The sequence below is a fragment of the Streptomyces sp. NPDC005811 genome (assembly GCF_040630405.1).
In the GTDB taxonomy this organism is placed as follows: domain Bacteria; phylum Actinomycetota; class Actinomycetes; order Streptomycetales; family Streptomycetaceae; genus Streptomyces.
This window is the reverse complement of sequence record NZ_JBEXXK010000005.1, coordinates 1-17,645: the sequence shown is the minus strand read 5'-3', so window position 1 is coordinate 17,645 and position 17,645 is coordinate 1. Positions and strand designations below refer to the sequence as shown.

The 17,645-nt window shown below is 68.5% G+C and carries 18 protein-coding genes and 1 pseudogene; 14 read left to right on the top strand and 5 right to left on the bottom strand.

The window, feature by feature from the left end:
* The first annotated feature begins 38 nt into the window (after positions 1 to 38).
* Positions 39 to 773 carry a rhomboid family intramembrane serine protease gene (locus ABZ490_RS06610; RefSeq protein WP_358985184.1) on the top strand — a complete coding sequence of 245 codons (735 nt, stop codon included), beginning with the start codon at positions 39 to 41 and terminating at the stop codon, positions 771 to 773.
* 1,350 nt (positions 774 to 2,123) lie between these two features.
* On the opposite strand, the gene ABZ490_RS06605 is transcribed toward ABZ490_RS06610, so the two are convergent.
* From ABZ490_RS06605 to ABZ490_RS06595, 3 genes are all read right to left on the bottom strand, one after another.
* Positions 2,124 to 2,297 (bottom strand): hypothetical protein, encoded by a 174-nt coding sequence (locus tag ABZ490_RS06605; RefSeq protein ID WP_358985181.1) that lies wholly within the window; start codon positions 2,295 to 2,297, stop codon positions 2,124 to 2,126.
* 60 nt (positions 2,298 to 2,357) lie between these two features.
* Positions 2,358 to 2,765, bottom strand: coding sequence for a GIY-YIG nuclease family protein (locus ABZ490_RS06600; RefSeq protein WP_358985179.1), 408 nt, complete (start codon positions 2,763 to 2,765; stop codon positions 2,358 to 2,360).
* Positions 2,766 to 3,731: 966 nt separating this feature from the next.
* A complete protein-coding gene (locus ABZ490_RS06595) occupies positions 3,732 to 4,109 on the bottom strand; it encodes a hypothetical protein (RefSeq protein ID WP_358985176.1) in 378 nt (125 codons plus the stop codon).
* Between the two features lie 2,169 nt (positions 4,110 to 6,278).
* On the opposite strand from ABZ490_RS06595, the pseudogene ABZ490_RS06590 reads away from it, so the two are divergent.
* The 3 genes and pseudogenes from ABZ490_RS06590 to ABZ490_RS06580 form a co-directional block, all read left to right on the top strand.
* A pseudogene (locus ABZ490_RS06590) lies at positions 6,279 to 7,025 on the top strand (site-specific integrase); the annotation flags it as partial.
* 56 nt (positions 7,026 to 7,081) lie between these two features.
* Positions 7,082 to 7,576, top strand: coding sequence for a DUF5959 family protein (locus ABZ490_RS06585; RefSeq protein WP_358985173.1), 495 nt, complete (start codon positions 7,082 to 7,084; stop codon positions 7,574 to 7,576).
* Between the two features lie 402 nt (positions 7,577 to 7,978).
* The gene (locus tag ABZ490_RS06580; protein WP_358985170.1) at positions 7,979 to 8,785 is read left to right on the top strand and encodes a hypothetical protein; all 807 of its coding nucleotides are present in this window, start codon (positions 7,979 to 7,981) and stop codon (positions 8,783 to 8,785) included.
* 23 nt (positions 8,786 to 8,808) lie between these two features.
* On the opposite strand, the gene ABZ490_RS06575 is transcribed toward ABZ490_RS06580, so the two are convergent.
* The gene (locus ABZ490_RS06575) at positions 8,809 to 9,378 is read right to left on the bottom strand and encodes a GNAT family N-acetyltransferase (RefSeq protein WP_358985167.1); all 570 of its coding nucleotides are present in this window, start codon (positions 9,376 to 9,378) and stop codon (positions 8,809 to 8,811) included.
* On the bottom strand, positions 9,375 to 10,142 hold the full coding sequence (locus ABZ490_RS06570; RefSeq protein WP_358985164.1) for a GntR family transcriptional regulator: 768 nt from the start codon (positions 10,140 to 10,142) through the stop codon (positions 9,375 to 9,377). The genes ABZ490_RS06575 and ABZ490_RS06570 overlap by 4 nt, the downstream gene beginning before the upstream one ends.
* A gap of 518 nt (positions 10,143 to 10,660) precedes the next feature.
* Here ABZ490_RS06570 and ABZ490_RS06565 point away from each other — a divergent pair.
* The 10 genes from ABZ490_RS06565 to ABZ490_RS06520 all read left to right on the top strand — a co-directional run.
* Positions 10,661 to 11,044, top strand: coding sequence for an RNase adapter RapZ (locus ABZ490_RS06565; protein ID WP_358985161.1), 384 nt, complete (start codon positions 10,661 to 10,663; stop codon positions 11,042 to 11,044).
* Positions 11,045 to 11,254: 210 nt separating this feature from the next.
* Entirely contained in the window at positions 11,255 to 11,524 is a 270-nt protein-coding gene (locus ABZ490_RS06560; protein ID WP_358985157.1) for a DUF6284 family protein, read from the top strand.
* Positions 11,525 to 11,586: 62 nt separating this feature from the next.
* Positions 11,587 to 12,654: a conjugal transfer protein gene (locus ABZ490_RS06555; RefSeq protein ID WP_358985932.1), complete on the top strand. Its 1,068-nt coding sequence runs from the start codon at positions 11,587 to 11,589 to the stop codon at positions 12,652 to 12,654.
* The gene (locus ABZ490_RS06550; protein WP_358985151.1) at positions 12,654 to 12,836 is read left to right on the top strand and encodes a hypothetical protein; all 183 of its coding nucleotides are present in this window, start codon (positions 12,654 to 12,656) and stop codon (positions 12,834 to 12,836) included. Before ABZ490_RS06555 ends, ABZ490_RS06550 begins: the two co-directional genes overlap by 1 nt.
* A 2-nt stretch (positions 12,837 to 12,838) precedes the next feature.
* Positions 12,839 to 13,156 carry a hypothetical protein gene (locus ABZ490_RS06545; RefSeq protein WP_358985148.1) on the top strand — a complete coding sequence of 106 codons (318 nt, stop codon included), beginning with the start codon at positions 12,839 to 12,841 and terminating at the stop codon, positions 13,154 to 13,156.
* Positions 13,157 to 13,271: 115 nt separating this feature from the next.
* Complete coding sequence (locus tag ABZ490_RS06540) at positions 13,272 to 15,398, top strand: ATP-binding protein (protein WP_358985145.1); 2,127 nt, start codon at positions 13,272 to 13,274, stop codon at positions 15,396 to 15,398.
* Positions 15,399 to 15,602: 204 nt separating this feature from the next.
* Complete coding sequence (locus tag ABZ490_RS06535) at positions 15,603 to 16,070, top strand: hypothetical protein (protein ID WP_358985142.1); 468 nt, start codon at positions 15,603 to 15,605, stop codon at positions 16,068 to 16,070.
* 17 nt (positions 16,071 to 16,087) lie between these two features.
* Complete coding sequence (locus ABZ490_RS06530; RefSeq protein ID WP_358985139.1) at positions 16,088 to 16,381, top strand: hypothetical protein; 294 nt, start codon at positions 16,088 to 16,090, stop codon at positions 16,379 to 16,381.
* A gap of 90 nt (positions 16,382 to 16,471) precedes the next feature.
* Entirely contained in the window at positions 16,472 to 17,218 is a 747-nt protein-coding gene (locus tag ABZ490_RS06525) for a DNA methylase (RefSeq protein WP_358985137.1), read from the top strand.
* Positions 17,215 to 17,645, top strand: a 431-nt coding sequence (locus ABZ490_RS06520) for a DNA cytosine methyltransferase (protein ID WP_358985134.1), incomplete at its 3' end; no start/stop codon positions are given. The genes ABZ490_RS06525 and ABZ490_RS06520, both read left to right, overlap by 4 nt.

Sequence of the window (17,645 nt, the reverse complement as noted above, 5' to 3'; positions counted from 1 at the left end):
CCGGCGGGTGGAGGTCCGCCGGGTTGGGGGGAGACACCATGGACAGGCCGACGTCCGATGCGCAGCCCGATGCGCAGCTGATGGTCGCGGAGGCGCGGAAGGCGTTCTTCGTGATGTTCGGGTTCCTGGCGCTGGTCTGGCTGGTGCAGCTGGCCAACTTCGCCGACGACTACGCGCCGGCCCGCGAGTACGGCCTGGTCTCCGGCGACCTCGGCTCCCTGCCGCACCTCCTCACGGCGCCGTTCCTGCACTGGAGCTGGGCGCACATCGAGAGCAACTCCGGCCCGCTGTTCATCTTCGGCTTCCTGGCCGCGTACCGCGGGGTGCTGCGCTTCCTCGGGCTGAGCCTGCTGGTGGCGGTGACCAGCGGCCTCGCGGTCTGGCTCTTCGAGGGCGGGAACGCGGAGACGGTCGGCGCGAGCGGTCTGATCTTCGGCTACTTCGGATACGTCGTCGTCCGCGGCCTCTTCGACCGCCATCTCATCGACACGCTCATCGGCATCGTGATGGCGGCGTCCTTCGCCTACATGCTCACGGTGGCGATCCCCGGCACCCCGGGCGTCAGCTGGCTGGCCCACCTGGGCGGCCTCGTCGGCGGCCTCGCGGGCGCGTGGCTGTTCCGCAACCGCACGAAGCACACACGAAACGCTTCCGGTTCCTCCGGCTCCTCCGGTTCCTCCGGTTCCCCCCGGCAACTGCCCGGGACCCCCGCCCCCACCGGGAATCCACGGGCGGACCTGCACAAGGAGCTGGGGGACTTGGGGCTGCTCTGACACCGCGCCCCTTCGGCTGCACGACGTCGGCGCCGGGCTTGCTTCGATAAGCGCGTCTCCGTTTCTTCGTCTTCTTCGTCCGCTGCCGCGAGGATGCCGAGGATCACCAGCAGTGCCATGACCAGCAGGGCCAGAACGGCCACGGTGGTGGTCGTGGGGTAGTTCCACAGGAAGAGGGTGAGGCCGCCGGCCCCGATGACCGCGGCTGCGGCAAGGTGCCGGTTCCTGCGCAGCCACTGTCCGGCAGCCCCTGTCGTCATCCCCCTCCGGGCGAGCGCGTGACCGGCGGCCCCGGTGCTTCGGGCCGCGGCCGAGCGCACGGCGGTCGCGCCACGGCCGGGTCCGTACAGATATCCCGCGCCCACCACGAGCAGGGCCGTGACGAGCACGGTGAGGACCGCCTCCCGGAGGAACCTGACCAGGGTGTCGTAGATCGCTGCCGCGGCATCCCGCGTCTGCGCCGACTGAGGCGACTGAGCCGACTGCGTCACCGTGTCCAGAGAGATCTGGCGGGTGACGGCGAGCCCGACGAGCAGCCCGCACATCATGAGTGCCGTGCCGATGCCACCGGCCATCAGCGCGACCCGGCGGGAGGGCGCCGCCCAGATGCCGAGCCCGCCGAGCAGGACCACCGTCAGGGGCAGCCACGGACCGACGACGCCGAGCCAGCGCGCACCGTCCCGGGCCGCACCGAGATTCTCGTTGCGGACCAGCACGATCGATCTGTCGGCCCCGGGAATGTCCTGCGCCTTGACGAGGGTCGTGCCGATCAGTTGCTTCTGCACTTCTTCCGCCACCGGGCCGACGTTCAGTGTGAGGGTGTCGCCCTTGATCTCGAGCGCTCCGTTCCCCTCTCCCGTGAGGACGTTCGTCGCGACGGTATGAGCCCCGCGATTGACGCTGTCCCACGCCTTCGCGAAAGCGTCGCTCGTCACCACCTTCCCGACAGCGAAGCGCACGCCCGTCGTCAGTCCGGCCTTGATCTGGTCGTCCAGCGAACGGGCCGTGTCGACGAGGAACCGGGGTGCGTCGCGGTCGGCCAGGGCGTCGGCCAGCGCACGGGTGATCTTGCGAACGTCAATCTGCTTCACCAGCCCGTCGGTAACGCGATCGATCACCACGTTCTGGACGGCGGGGTCCCTGGGGAGAGGTGACACGGTCTGTGCGTACCGATCGACATCGGTGATCTCGGAATTCACCCACGTGGCGACGACGGTGACGGGTACGAGCAGTACGGCCAGCGCGAGCAGCAGAGAAGCCGCACAGAGTCGCAGGCGACGGTGGAGCGTGCCCTGAGCGCGCCGGCCGGAAGCCACGAAACCACTTACCCAGGCATACGTGATGTCGGCGTCAGCGTTTGACGGCGCCCTTGACCCGCTCTTTCTCTCCCCGCATCCTGCCCCGCGCTTCGAGGGCCGCGCCCTTCGCCGCGAGGGTGTTCTTGTGCATGGCGTGGGCCGCCTTGCGCACGGTCTTTCCGACTACCTGTTCGGCCTTCGCCTTGGCTCTCTCGCCTGCGCTCATGTCAGCACCTCCGCACCATCACTGGCCGAGTTCCCTGAAGACGCGGGCACAACCACGGGCCTATGAGCCGATGGGCAACTCTCGTGCTCGTCGGCGCGCTTGAGCCCGTAGCTCCTTCAGCCGACCGTGGAACGCGTTGTGGCGGTTCTGGTCGAGGTTCAGCGGGAGGTCGAGCTGAGAGATGAGCTGTGACTCCAGTTCCCACGGTTCGCTCTGCTCGATCCAGCACACCCGCGCGTTGTCCGCCATCCACTGGCTCAGGGTGACTTCCCCGACCTTGCCGAAGGTCATCCGCTTGCCGCTGCCCACCCGGCGCAGCTCGAGTCCGAGCAGGCAGCCGAGGGTGAGCCGCAGGGTCGAGCCGGCCGCGTTGCCCCGGTAGTGGTAGCGCACCCGCTTGCGCAGGTTCTGGGTGCTGCCGCCGCCGGGACAGGGCTCGCACGCACCAAGACCTCCTGCGCCGACCACAACCGGCCGGGACTGACGAGAGGGGTGGCTTCCACGAGGCCTCCTCCACCACCGACTTGCGCAGCCCCCTACCAGCGGAAAACCCACAGGCAGGGGGCTGGAAGGCGTTCGCTTACTTCTTCTTGCCCTGGGTCTTGTCGGGGATCTTGGTGAGCTGGGTTTTTGCTGGTCGGGGGCGCTGGGCTCGTGCGCCTGGTGGTCGTCGTTGGTCGTCATTGGCCACTGTCGAGCGACCTCGGACGGCCCAGGGACGGCCCAGCTCCGGCGCACTCGGCTGACGGCCGGCACTCCGCTATGACCTGTCTGAACCTCAGCCGACGACAGTCAGCCACAACGGCGGGCGTGCCGACCGACCACGCACGCGTATGTCTCGCTGGACCCCCACCGGCCCCAGCCACGCTTCCGGTGCCGTCGACCAGAACAAGCCGCAGCGGCCGGTCCGTGGCGACGACGCTTGAGCCCTCAGCTTGGGAAGCTTGGGTCTTCTGGCAGCGATGACTCGCCTGACCTGCGGGGAACGGTGCTCCAGCCCCTCCAGGTCCGCGGCCAAGTCCCCGCTGTTCCCCGTGAGTCCCCACAGGATCTGGCACGCGAATGGCACGATCTCCGGTTCCCGTCGCTCCGACGTAACCTCTGCGACTGCTGGGCCTTGACCGTCTGTGCCCCGCCTTGGATCGTCAGCTACGACGGCGGGCGCCACACCGCTGATGGCCTGCCGAAAACCGTTTTGGGGTCGAGTTGAGCCGATGATGTCAGGTGGCCGCTGTGAGAGCCTCTCCGGCCAGGACTTGTCCGGCCGATCACGTGCGGGAGCCTTTGCGTAGGCGGGCGGCCTGGCTGTCGGTCTTCTCGGGAATCGTGTGCCGGATGCCCCGGCGCCGCAGGTAGTTCCGGACGGGCCGCAGCCCTGCCCGTCGTCCGGCCAGCGGGCGCGATCAGGCGCGCCTGCTGGCCTTTCCAGCGAATTCAGCAGGTGGACCTGCTGGAGATCTTTATTCCCGTGACACTGTAGGCGTTGGCAAACACGGTTGAGGTGTTCGGCGAAAGGCAGATCGAGGTGCCGTCCTGGAGCCGCAGGTACACCACGTCGTCGTTCCGGGTGTTCACGACCCCGTAGTGCGGCCGGGGTGTGACGGCCTGATAACTACTGGTGACGTCCTTGTACTTCGAGAGCGGCGTGCCCGCGAGCAGGGCGTTGTTGTCCACGTAGAAACAGACGTAGGGGTACGGACAGCCGTGGGTGGGGGCCTCCGCGTGGGCTGCGGATGCGCCGGTCACGGAGATAGCTGCGACCGCCACGCTCACCCCCGCGAAGCTTGCAACCTTCCGGATGACGGACTTCATCAAACCTCCAAAAGATCGGTCAATTGTTCGAGTCTGCCCGTGAGTGGTGGCGGGCAAGACAAAGCAGGAGCGTAGCCGGGGCAGACGTAGGCTGCTGTCGCGAACTCCCCATCCCCCCAAGACTCTTGCGGACGGTCACGTCTGGGCCCGGCCGATGCAGCTCCGCTACTCGCTGTGGATGCTCATGCTGGCTATACGGAAGATCTTCTGGTCGATGTGCACGTCCACGAAGAACTTCATCGCCCTCGGGCTGAAGCTGGCACGGTTGTGGCACGAACCTCAGCCGACGACAGTCAGCCACGACGGAGGGCGCGCCGACCGACCACGCACGCGTGTGCCTCGCTGCACCCCCACCGGCCCCAGCCACGCTGCCATGCCGTCGTCCAGAGCAAGCCGCGCCGGCAGAAGCGTAGCGGTGAGACCTTGGGTGATGACCTCTTCGTCCCGAAGCAACTTGGGTGGGGGCGTGGCCCTGGACGGGTGCGCCTCTCACCTGGGCTGACGGTCCGTAGACGTTCGCGCTCGTGCGCCGCTATCCGCTGTCGTTGTCACGCAGTTAGACACTCATGCGGGGTTCGGCGTAACTCCGGGCTGGCTTGGCATCTGCGGCGAGGCCGCCGCCATGAGTGCCCGACGAAGAGCGCGCCGGCCATGCTCCCGCTCCAGGCCGCTGTCATCGATTGCCTTCCGAAGCATGGCCTCACTCACCTCGCAGGCGTGTTGCAGATCCGCTCCTTGAGCATCGGTGTCCGGGCTCCAGTCCCGTACCGGCCCGCTCGCACGAACGTGCTCAACGAGCCTCAGTCGAGTTGCATACACGCTGAGTTGCAATGCGACCAAGCTCCGCGGGGGCTCGATGTCGACCATGAGTGAAGGGTAGATGCCGGACTCTCAGCTTGGGAAGCTGCGGGCATTTGGGGCTGCTTCGGGCGCTGACTTGGGCGAACATCCTGGGCGAGGCGGCGTCGGGCAGGACGGCTGTCACCGTGATTCCCCGCTACTCCCCGCTCAATCTGGTGCGCTTGTGGTGCGGCGGCACTAAGCACCGTGGTCGGGAGTCGGCTCGATGACGTCTGCCCAGACCAGATCGCCCCACGGGTTTCCCTCTACGTCGAGGCGTTCCGCGACGACACGGCATCATCATCGTCATGGATGCTGGATTGGCTGCCGTGCTGGGCGCGGCGGTAGGAACAGTCGGTACGATCGCGACGGGCTGGACCTCAAGGTCACTGGGTAAGATCCAGATGCGTGTTGAGTCCCTGCGTGAGCGCAGGGAACCGCGAAGGTCCTCCTACGAGGCCTTCTCCTCCGCTGCCACTGCGCTCCACGATCATCTTGAGCCTTGGATTGCGTTTGGTCGACACCTCGGTCGGTCGGGGACCTCTGACACCGAGGGGTCGGACCGCGTCGTCGACTTGAGCCCTGGCAAATTCAAGGAGGGCTACGTTCCTCGTGCGGTTGAGCTTGCGGATGAGGTTGGCCGCTATGGTCGGCACGTGATCTTGGACGGGCCTGCTGAGCTGGAACCCTACGTGACCACAATTGTCGAACTGGCTGGCGCTCTGGTGACCGTCTTTAGGATCAGACAGAGCTTGAACCGCATGGTTGACGAAGAGGGCAGGTTGATCGTTGCTTACGACACGTCAAAGCTTTCGGACAAGCTCAAGCAGCTAGAGGAGGGCGTTCGAGAGTTCCTCCTTCAGGCAAGTGCGGCACTGGATCGCGAATTGGTCACAAGACTAAGCGGCCGGCGGCTGCCCTGGCCGACACAACGCTGGCTCACCCTTGGCACTCGAGAGAGGCTGGGGCGCTGCGCCGGGTGCCCTGGAGCTTCGATCCCTGGTGAGGCGACGCAAACTCGGCTACAAGGCCCCCTCGTTCACCGTGGCTGACCGCTTCATCTGGCACGGTTGTGGCACGAACCTCAGCCGCCGAAAGTCAGCCACAATGGCGGGCACGTCAACCGATCAGGCGCGCGTGTGTATCGGTACGCCCTCGCTGGCCTCAGCCACGCTATTTGATTGTGTAGTGACCAGGACGAGTTGCGACGGCTGGCCCGCGGTGAAGGCTCAGTAGTGAATAAGTGCGAAACTGTTTGCATCCCATGTACCTGGCCGCGCTTGATCGGCACTGATCCTGGCGGTGCATCACGCCCCCTAGCAGGACCCGCACCTTCCCCGGAATCCGTGTGCGGCTCGATCGGTCCGGCCGCCGACCGTCGATGACAGGCGCGTCGCTCCCTGGACACCAGAACGGGTCTTCGCCGTTCAGGCTGGCATGCCCGAGCGGTTCCGGGCCACGGTCGACCTGGGTGGCGGCTGCGGCCTGCGACAGGGCGAGATCCTCGGTGTGGCCGTCGACGCCATCGACTTCGAGTCGGACACGCTTCACGTGGTCCAGCAACTCAAGCTGAGCCGAAGCAAGGCCGTATTCGCCCCGCCCAAGGGTGGCAAGCTCCGGGACGTGCCGCTTCCTGGGCCGGTCGCTGATGCCCTGCGAGCCCACATGAAGCAGTTCCCGCCGTTCGACATCACCTTGCCGTGGAAGGTGGCGGACGGGCCTTCGGTGACCAAGCGACTGATCTTCACCGGGCCGCGCGGTGGTCACGTCTGGCGGACGTCCCTCAACGAGGAGGCGTGGAAGCGGGCGCTGGCCTCGGCTGGGGTGATCCCCGAACGGAAGCCCGGCGAGCCATACGCCGAGTCACGCGAGAACGGCATGCACGCGCTGCGTCACTTCTACGCCTCGCTGCTCCTGGACGCTGGGGAGAACATCAAGGCCCTCGCCGAGTACCTCGGCCACTCCGACCCTGGCCTGACACTCCGCGTGTACGCGCACCTCATGCCGTCCAGCCGGGAGCGGACGAGCAGAGCCGTGTCAGACGTCTATTCGAAGCGTCTGCACCCCGAACCGTGAGAGCCGCAGGTGGTCCGGCAGGATGCTCGGACGTGGTCACTTCGGGGAGGGAATTCATGGACTCGACGGATGGCGTCGTCAATCTGATCCACCTGGCCGACAGGCCCGGCACCAGCGGACACAGTGTCTCCGTGCGCATCCTGGGTCGCTATCAACCGGGAATTCTGACCGGCCACGACTTCCTCGACTGCGACATCGTCATCAAGGCGGAATCCGTCAGCGGCAACTTCTCGGTGACCCTTCTCCCTGAGGACCTGGAGGACTGGGAGGACGCCTTGGCAACCCTGGAGTCCGGCCGGTTCGCCATGTGGCTCACATCCGGGCGGACTCCTTCGATGAAGTTCAAGCCTGACGAGAGCGGCGGGCTCTGGGTGTCCGTGCACGACGGGCCGTCGTCAGGAGTCACTGTCACCGTCCCGTTGTTCGTGCCATCACCGAAGTGGGTTGCCGAGCAGCGCGACCTGCTCGCCCAGGCCCGCGAGGCCTACCCCCGCGAGGTCGTCGAGACATCACCCGGCGCCTACGAGTGGCGGCGTGCTCTCAGCGTCTGACGGCCCGACCGAGCAACTGACGGCCCACAGACGGCCCAGCCCCACCAAAAAGCCCCCGCCCCGCGAAGAAACCGCAGGTCGGGGGCTTAATGGTGTCGCGTTACTTCTTCTTGCCCTGGGTCTGGGGGGCCCGTTTTCCGGCCCTGGTCAGCGGGCCGCGCACCTCATCTGACCTGCGGTCGAGCCGTCGTTGTTGGTCATTGGTGGTCGTCGTCGGTCGACCTCGGAGGGCCCAGCGGGGGCCCAGGGAGGGCCCGGCGATGTCGCCCACCGGGCCTCACTCACGAAGAGGAGCAGCCTCACCAGACGTGCGAGCGCAGCCATCCCTTATATCCCTGCCATGGGTGATCGACTTCTCTTGCGGCAGCGCCTGTTGTCAGTGGGGGCTGCCAGAATCAGGGCATGACCGCAGCTTCTGTTCCGTTCCAGGAGATCCTGCAGAACCCCGACAACTACTCACACGATGACTTCGCCCGCGCCCGCGCTGAGAAGGTTCTGGCCGTCAGCGCCACCCTTCTACATCAACGGGGGCACGAGGACATCGCTGCTCTGCTGGCGCAGGCCGAGTTCTGCGACTTGGAGTACCAGGAGGAGGACTGGGGGAAGTCTTGGTTCGAAGTCGTGCTCGACTTCGACCACCCCCAGCTTGAGCGCTTCACCGAAGAGGTGCAGCAGCGTGCGCTGTCAGCCATGCAAGAGGTCTGCGACCGGGAGAACTTCGGCATCTCGGGTCTGCGGGCACGCGCCATCCTGCCCGAGGTGGGGGCCAACTGGCGGGAGCAATTGGCGGCCGGTGGCAAGGCGCGCCCTTCCAACCACGCCCGCAAGGTGCGGATTGGGCCAGCTCACCCGCAAGCTGACGGTCTGCACCTCACAAACGAGTGGGAGTGGCGTGTCTACGCCGTCCTGCGCGAGCGGCAGCAGGAACTCCCCGACAACGACACGATAGGAATCGTCCCTCTCAGCGCGATGAAGGTGCGTGATCACGTTTTTGAGCCGGACCTGCTGGTCACCTACAGGGGATACGCAGGAGTGATCGAGGTTGACGGACCGCATCACAAGGGCCGTAGCTCTGACGACAAGAGCAGGGAACGGCTTCTTCGGCACGCAGGGGTCAAGTACATCGACCGCATCGACGTCCGCGACGCAAGCGCGAAGGAGGAGGTCGAGAAGTTCGTCACCGACTTCCTCCGCCACCTCATCGGGTAGGCCGGGCAGCCGCGCGATCCTGTTTAAGCCGCGAACGGGAGTCGCGCGGGCGCGGGCGTACGGTCCGCGAATCCGTGGTCTGCGGGCCGTGCGACTCGCTGAGCAAGCCAGCCTGAGACACGTGGTCCGCCGTTCACCGCAGTCCCCTCCCGGACCGTACGGACATACGTGAAGCCTTGAGCGAGGTAGTACCGCTGGAGCGCCCCATTCGTCGTCCACGCGTCCAGCCGAACCCACCGGGCGCCCGCCCGGTACGCACGTTCACCTGCCCAGTCGAGCAACCGGCCGCCTATGTTCTGGCCGGCGTACTCCCGCGCAACAGTGAGTTTGTTGACGAACATCGCCGGTTCGGCCAGTTCCTCGTCAGTCCACAGCCCGTCTTCGGCGTCTGGGGTCAGGGTGATGGTGCCGGCAGTAGTGTGCCCGTCGCGGAGCATGAACACGGTGCCCGCTTCGATCGTGGCCAGCAGCTTGTCAGCCGGGTACGGACGGCTCCACTGATCAGATCCGAGACCGCGCAGCCAAGCTGCGGCCTCCTCACGGAAGGCCAACAGCTTGGATACGTCGTGCGGCTCTGCGGGGGTGATGATCACGTGTCTTCGCTCCGGGCGGCTAGGTTGCCGATCTCGTAGTTCATCCGGTTCAGGTCGCCACGGAACGTCGTGATGGTGCACCGGATAGGACGGTCCACCGAGTAGCCCGTTCGCGTCCAAAGCATCACCGGAACACCCGCTCCGATCTCCAAGAGCCGCGCCTCCTCCGGGGTGGGCATTCGGGCCGCGATCTCGTCGAAGTACCCAACCTGCTCAATGCCTTGAGCAGCCAGGTACCGCGTTGTGCCCTCTTCGATGTCTCCAGGCTCAGCAAGTCGCGGCGACGCGTCGACCAGCCACGACGGATAGTAGGTGGCCTGCGTGGACCAAGGAACGTCGTCCACGTAGCGATGACAAAACCGCAATACCGTCTTCGTACTCGGCTCGACCTTGAGGCGCTCAGCGATCTCCTGCGACGCTGGCAGCATCTCGACACGGAACGTCTGGTGCGGCCGGCGCCCCGCGTTCGTCACGTCCGTGTTGTACGCGTCGCCGTTCTGCGGAAACGTCAGGTTCTCGAAGCGGGACGCGTTGAGCTGGAACACCTCGTGCGACTTGACCTCGTACCCGAGTCCCTGACTGGACGAGATCAGCCCCTCACTGACCAGCAGACTCAGCCCGTTGCGGATGGTGTTGCGCGACGCGTCAAAGCGCTGCTGTAGGTCGTTCTCAGAGGGCAGCCGCGATCCAGGCGCATGGGTGCCGTTGACGATCTCGCGGCGCAGGACGTCGGCCACCTGCCGGTACTTCGGCTGCTTGTTCATGGCCCCATCATGACGCACTCGCGCAACTTGTTGGTACATGCAGCCCCTAACCCCTTGACGCATCACTGTCCGTCGGTGCAGCATCACTGCATCAGCTTGTACCAACAAGTTGAGCAGGTGGTGCAACACCTCCAAGTGTGCCCTCCTGCGCCGAAAACTCAACAGCGTGATCCGCCACAGACACGACGGCCGTGACCACACCGGCCGAGGTGAGCGGAGACCAGTCGGTCATCTCCCGTCAGGGACACGTGCCGACTCAAAAGAACGGATCTGCCCAAGGGCGCACACGCCGCGCGAAGAGACCGGGATGCGATTCCTCGGAGGAGCGGGACTGAGGCACAGATCCATATCGCGCAGTACGGGACGTCACCTCCCGCAAAAGGTGTCCAGCGCGGCTCAGTCCCGCACATCTCTGACCCTCGCCGCCCCTGTGCGGCGGCCGGTTGCCTCCGCTGCACGTCTTGTACGTGCGGCGCTGAGGGGAGCCGGAACATCCCCTGCGTCTTCTGGAGTCCGCCATGGCCTCGACTGTCGAGATCGTCTCGTTCGGTTACCTGCACGACGCGCCCCCGGCGGCGCATCTCACGATCGACCTGCGTCACCACTTCCGCGACCCGCACGTGTCGCCGGAGCTGCGCTACATGACCGCCGACGACGCGCCCGTCCGGGCCGCCGTGATGAGCACGCCCGGCGTCACGGAGCTGGTGGAGGCGACCGCTGCGGCGGTGGCCGCGTTCGCCGCCGGCCCGAGCGGCGGAACCGTGACGGTCGCCGACGGATGCGCCGGCGGACGCCACCGGGCCCCCACCTTCGCCCGCGCCCTGGCCTACCGGCTGACCACCGCCGGCCACTGCGTGACCGTCCGGCACCGCGACATGGACAAGGCCGTCGTCCAGCGCTGAACCCGCCCACACAGCCCCGGACCCGCCGCCCTCGCGGCGGGGACCGTGACGGAGCCGGATCGGATCCGGCCCGAGGCACCGGCCGCCCCTCGCGCGGCCCGCCGCACGCCTCATGTACGGCGCATCCCATTTCCCAACGGCGCGCACCCCCGGAGTTGGCCCTCCGGGGGTGCTGTTCGGGCCGTTCACCTACCAGGGAGAACACGACCCATGGAACACATCGTCACTGTTCAGGACGTTGTTACCGCGTTCGCCGACTGGATCGAGCCGACGGATGCGGAGCTGGACGCGATCGAGGAGGAGTCCCCGCTGATCCTGGCGGAGGTCGTCCTGCTGGACGCGCAGATCAAGGCTCTGGACCACCCCGCGAACGACGTCGACACGCGCCGCATCCGCCGGGCCCGGAACGGCCTGCTCGCCGCACGGCGGGACCTGACCAACCGCACGGCCGGCGCGATCGTGCCCGGTGGTGCGGCGTGAGCGCCCCGACGCAGGAACTGACGACCGTACAGAAGGGCGTGCTGTCGGCCGCGTTCGTGCCGATGCTCGCCACGGGCGTGGTCGGCGGTATCGGCACCTACAGCAACATCGGCCACGCCTACGGCTCCGGTACCGCACTCGGCGCCCTCGGTGCCGGTGAGGGTGCCACGGCCGTGCTCGCCCTGGTCCTGCTGGGGCTGACCATGCTGGGCCAGTCCTCGCCGCTCGTTGTGCGGGCGGGGCTGTGGGTGCTGCCGGCCGCCGCGTCCGTCATGGCCGCCATGGCCGCGCCCGACCCGGGCCGCACGGTCGTCTACGCGCTGACCCCGCTGGGCATGTCCGTCTCGGCGGAGGGCATGGCGTTCCTGGCCCGCCGGATCGTGGTCCACACCGACGGGCGGGACGCCGAGCACGAGCGGCGCACCGCCGACATCGTGCAGGCTCTCGCCTACCACCGGGCCCGCGCCGCCCACCACCCGAGTGATTGGGTCAAGCGGTGGTCGGAGCGCAAGTCGTGGCGCCTCGCCCGCAAGGTCGGGGTCGGGGACGTCGCCCTGGGATCGAGGCTGCTGGAGGTTCAGCGCACCCGGATCACCGGCGGTGCGGACGCGGCCCTCGCCTCGATGTTCGGCACGGCGCCCCTCGATCCTCCTCCGGTCGCAAATGCGGAGGAATCGACCGTAAGCAGTCGAGAACGGTCTACCTCTGACCTGCCGGTATCGACCCCGGCCACGGTCGTCCTGACACGGCTCCCGGTGCCCGCTCCGGTGCCGGTCGACCTCGGCAAGTCGGGCGGCGGTATGAAGCCGATGCCTGCCGTCGCCCCGATCGTGACGCCGGTGCCGATCGCTCCTGCGCCTGCCCGTTCGGTGCCGGCCGCGTCGACCGGGCCGCGTCGGGCGACGGGCCGTGTCCCGGTCGCCGCCAAGTCGACCCGCACCCGTCGCACCCCCGACCAGCTCATGGCGGAAGCACGCAAAGCCACTGCCGGTCTGCCGGACGCGGAGGTGACCGGGGAGGGCATCCGCCGGGCCCTGCGCACCTCGCCCGCGAACGCCCGCATGCTGCGTGACGCCCTGCTCGCCGAGCGCACCGCGACCGGCCCCGAGCTGGAAACGAGGGCCGTCTGATGGCGATGTGGCGGGACAAGACCCCGCGCAAGGACGACGAGATCACCCGCCCGGACCCCGGCCCGATCAACCCCGCCGGCAAGTCGCCTGGCACGTGGGGGCGCGCCGGGGTCCGGCCCGGTGACTCCCCCACCGGCCCGATGGCCACCCCCAACCGCCGCCGCAGGCCGAAAGCGAGCTGACCGTGTCCAAGTCCGAGATCCGCCGCCTTGACCGTGAGATCGAGAAGACGATGAAGAATCTGGAGGCGGTCCGCCGGGGTGAGTGGTGGCCGCTGAACGGCAGCGAGCGCCGCGCCCTGGCCCGCGCCCTCGCCGGCGGCGCCTACCAGATCAGCCGGGGCCGCAGCGCGGGCCGTGCCGAGCAACGCATGGACACCACCGGCAGTGCCGCCGAGCTGCGGCTGAACGCCGAACTGACCGCCCTCTACGGCGAGCGTCAGCGCCTCATCACGGAGGCGGCCCGCGCCAAGGCCGCCAAGAAGTCCTCCAGCTGGTGGTGACCAGCCCCATCCCCCGCACGCCCGGGGTGGCCGCTCTTTCCACGGACCCGACCACCCCGGCACCTGCACTCCCCTTACTCCCGCCCCCAAGGGGGCAGTCAGGAGCAGTTCCAGCATGTCCGAGAACGTCGTTCACCTCCACAAGCCCACCGACCCCCCGGCCCACGACGCGACGCCCACCGTGCTCACCGTCGTGCCCGACGCCCCGCCCGCGCCGCCCGCCCCGCTGTGGGTGCGCTCCGGCCGCGCGGTGAAGACCGCCGCCACGCACGAGAAGACCCGGGCGACGGCCCGGGCCCTCGCCCGGCACTCCTCCTACACGTTCAACGGCGGGCGGATCGTGGCCCGCCGCACCTGGGACGGCAAGACCGGCGCCCGCTACGAGCGCATGATCCGGGCGGCGGAAGCCGCGGGGAACCTGGAAGCGGCGGAGGAGTGGGAGGAGCGCCTGACGCGCTTCCGCGCGGCCCGCCACCACCGCCGCATGGACCTGCTCCACTCGCCCGTGGACGCCGCCAAGGGCGTCGGAGTCGGTGCCGGGATGGGCGTCGGTGTGCTGGTCGCCCTCGGCGTGGTCATGGCGATCAACACGGGCGAGGTGCGGGACGTGGTCACGCCGCTGTCCGCGACCATCGACTTCATCGCCCTGCTGATCCGGATCGTTCAGATCGTGTGGGGTCCGGCCCTCACGATCGGCCCGTTCCTCGCCCTGCTCGCCCTGTGGTCGGTCGGCCGCAAGCAGCACGCCGCCCCCGCATGGGCCCTCCCGGCCAACGCCCGCAGCAGCGAGGGCGAGCCGATCACCCCGTCCATCGTGGTCAAGGCCCTGCGCGACCTCGGCGTACCCGCCCTGGCCCGCGCCATCAAGGAGATGGGCGACGCCGGCGCCTCGATGCTCGGTCCGATCCGGATCGCAGGGTGCGGGGTGGAGGTGGACGTCACGCTTCCGTCCGGGGTGGCCACCAACGAGGTGCAGGGCAAGCGGCGCAAGCTTGCCGAGAACCTCACCCGGCACGAGCACGAGGTGTTCATTACCATCCCGGAGGCCGCGCGGACGGTGCGGCTGTGGATCGCCGACTCCGGGGCGCTGGACGAGCCGATCGGTCCGTCCCCGCTGGTCACCGACGAAACACTGACCGCCGACTATGCCAAGGGCCGCGCCCCGTGGGGGCAGGACCTGCGCGGCGACGCCGCTTCCCTGAGCCTGTATCAGCGGCACCTGCTGATCACGGGTCTGTCCAACCAGGGCAAGACCGCCGCCCTGCGCTCCCTCGCTCTGTGGGCGTCGCTGGATCGGCGGGTGGAGTTCCGGATTGCCGACCTCAAGGGCGCCGGTGACTGGGCCATGTTCGACGGTCTGGCCACCGTGCTCATCCAGGGGCCCACGGATGAGCACGTGATCGAGGCGACCGAGATGGTCGAGGGTCTGGTGGAGGAGATGAACCGCCGCATCGCGGCCCGGCAGGCCGACCCGGGCACAGTGTTCGAGCCGCTGATCGGCATCGTGGATGAGGCGCAGGTGGCGTTCATGTGCCCGGCCGTGGACGACGAAAGGCGTCCCTACGGCGGGTCCAAGGCCACCTCCCGCTACTTCATGGCCGTGCGCAAGGTCCACAACCAGGGCCGTGTGGTCGACGTGCTCATGTACGAGGGGACGCAGGACCCCACCGACCAGAACCTTCCCAAGCTGGTCCGCGAGGGCGCGCACACCCGGGCCTCGCTCGCGCTGGGCACCGAGGCACAGGCCGTCATGGCCCTCGGCGAGAAGGCCGTCAACGGCGGCGCCGCCCCGCACCTCCTGCGCCAGGGTCTGGACAAGGGAACCCTGGTCGTCGCGTCCGACGGGATCGAGATTCCCAAGGGCCAGTCCTCCATCACGGTGCGCACGCACTTCATCGGCGACGACGACGCCAAGGCCATCACCGACCGCGCCAAGGCCCTGCGCAACGGCGTCACCACCCTGCACGCGGTGAAGCGGGGCGAGGACCGTGACGCGCTCGCCGACATCCTCGGTGTGATCGGCGACGAGAAGCGGGTGCTGACGCAGGACATCGTCAAGCGGCTCGCGGTGCTCAGCGAGGACGCCTACGGCGGGTGGGCCTTCACCGACCTCACCGGCGTGCTGGAGGCGGCCGGCGTCGAGGCGTACAAGTCGCACGGCCGCATGACCGTCCGCCGTGACGACGTCGCCCAAGCGCTCGCCGAACGCGACGCCGAGGGTTCCGTTTCCGCCTCCGAGTAGCGGGGAGGCGCACCCTCCCGTGCCGGGGAGGCGGGGAGAACTCCCCAACCGCCTCCCCAGCCCGCCTCCCCCACGGTGATCAGCGAAAACACCGTTTCGGGGAGGCGGGGAGGCACCCCAGCTCAGCCCCCTGAAACCCCCTCCACAGCGCCCCCGGCAGGGGGTGTGTCTGCCTCCCCGACCGAGCACCGGAAGGGATTCCGCATGTATCCCGAGCACACCCCGAACGCGCCCGCCGTACGGGCCCCGGAAGTCCACCACCCCACCCCGATCACCCCCGCCGTGGCCCCGTACGCGGCGCCCCTCGTTCCCGTCCAGCCGCACGGCGTGCCGACGGTCGCGAGCGTCGTCCTGCCGGACGGCCGTGTCGTCACCGGCTACGCCATGAGCCCCGTCCAGCCGGAACCGGTGGTCGCCAAGCCGGTCGTGTCGCGGGCGGCGGTGAATGTCGCCCTTGGGGGCGTCGGGTTCCTCGCCGTGTGCGGCGGACTGCTGCTGCTCACCACGTTCATCACCGCCCTGACCGCGCTGATCACTCAGCTCATCACCCTGGCCGCCGTCGTCTTCGGCGGGTGGATCGCCGTGCAGATCTTCAGCGGCAACCGGCACGGCGGCGGGACCACGGTCAACATCCGCAAGGCCGTCATCAAGCGCAACAAGTTCTACGGCTGAGAAGGAGACGAAAACCCATGCTCAGGCTGCGTATCTGGCTCACCGCGCTGCCCCGCAACGCGCTGATCCTGACCGACACGCCCCGCCCCGACTGCCGCACCTGTGAGGGCGTCGGCGGTATCGAGCACGACTACGGCGACTACGAGACCGGCGAGTGGGCCGGAACCGAGTGGGAGTTCTGCTCCTGCTGGACACCGTGGGCCGTGACCCTGCTGCCGCTCCCGCGCCGGCCCCGGTGGCTGCGCCGCCGCCGCGACAGCGCCCGCGACCCGTGGGCCCCCGTCGGCTACAGCGACGAACCGCCCTTCTAGCTACGCCAAGGGCGGTCCCCACCTCACGCCAATGAACGCGGGACCGCCCTTGTCCACCTGCCACCAACTGACCTGTGGAGGTCATCCAGCATGCAGCAACCCGCCCCCATCCTGCGAGCCCTCGCCTTACTCTCCCGGATCGAACCCATCCGAGTGCTCGACGCCTACTGCTGCATCGGCGGCGCCACCGAGGGCTACCGGCGCGCGTTCGACAACTGCCACATCACCGGCGTCGACAAGGAAGCCCAGCCGGACTACCGGGGCGACGCCTTCCACCAGGGCGACGCCATCGAGTTCATCCGCGAGCACGGCCATGAGTTCGACTTCATCCACGCCTCGCCGCCGTGCCAGGGCGAGGGTGCCCCGACCAAGGGCACCAACGCAGCCCGCAACGCGGCCATCGGCCGCACGTATCCCCGGCTCATCGTCCCCACCCGGGCCGCGCTGGAGGCCACCGGGCGGCCGTACGTGATGGAGAACGTGCCCGGCTCCGAGGTCCGCAAGGACGTCCGGCTGTGCGGGGAACAGTTCGGCCTCGCCGTACTCATGCACCGCTACTTCGAACTCGGCGGCTGGACCACCGCGCAGCCCGCGCACCCCCGGCACCGGGGCTACGTGCGTGGGTGGCGTCACGGCGAGTACCGGGACGGCCCGTACGTCGCCGCCTACGGCGCCGGCGGCGGAAAGGCCACCGTCGCCGAGATCCGCGACGCCAAGCACATCGACTGGTCCACCCACCACCTCAGGCTCCGCGAAGCGCTCCCGCCCGCCTACACCGAGTGGATCGGCCGCGCGTTCCTCGCCGCCCACGCCCCCGCGCTGGAGGTGGCCGCGTGAACGCGCGTGTGCTGCCGTTGCGGCGGCCGAACGGGCTGCGGGTGCTGGACGTGTGCTGCGGCGCCGGCGGGCTGTCCATGGGCTACTACCTCGCCGGGTTCGACGTCCTCGGCGTCGACATCCGCCCCCAGCCCAACTACCCCTTCCCCTTCGTCCGGGCGGACGGCCTCGACTACGTGGCCGAGCACGGGCACACCTTCGACCTGGTCCACGGGTCCTGGCCGTGCGAGCGCTACGCCACCGTGACCAGGTGGCGCGGCAACCCCGAGGACCACCCCGACCTGATCGGCCCCGGCCGCCAGGTCATGCGGGCGACGGGGCGGCCGTGGGTCATGGAGAACGTCCCCGAGACCGCCGCCGCGGGCGTCCTGCGCCCGGACTACCTGTTGTGCGGAACCCAGTTCGGGCTCAACCTGCGCCGTCACCG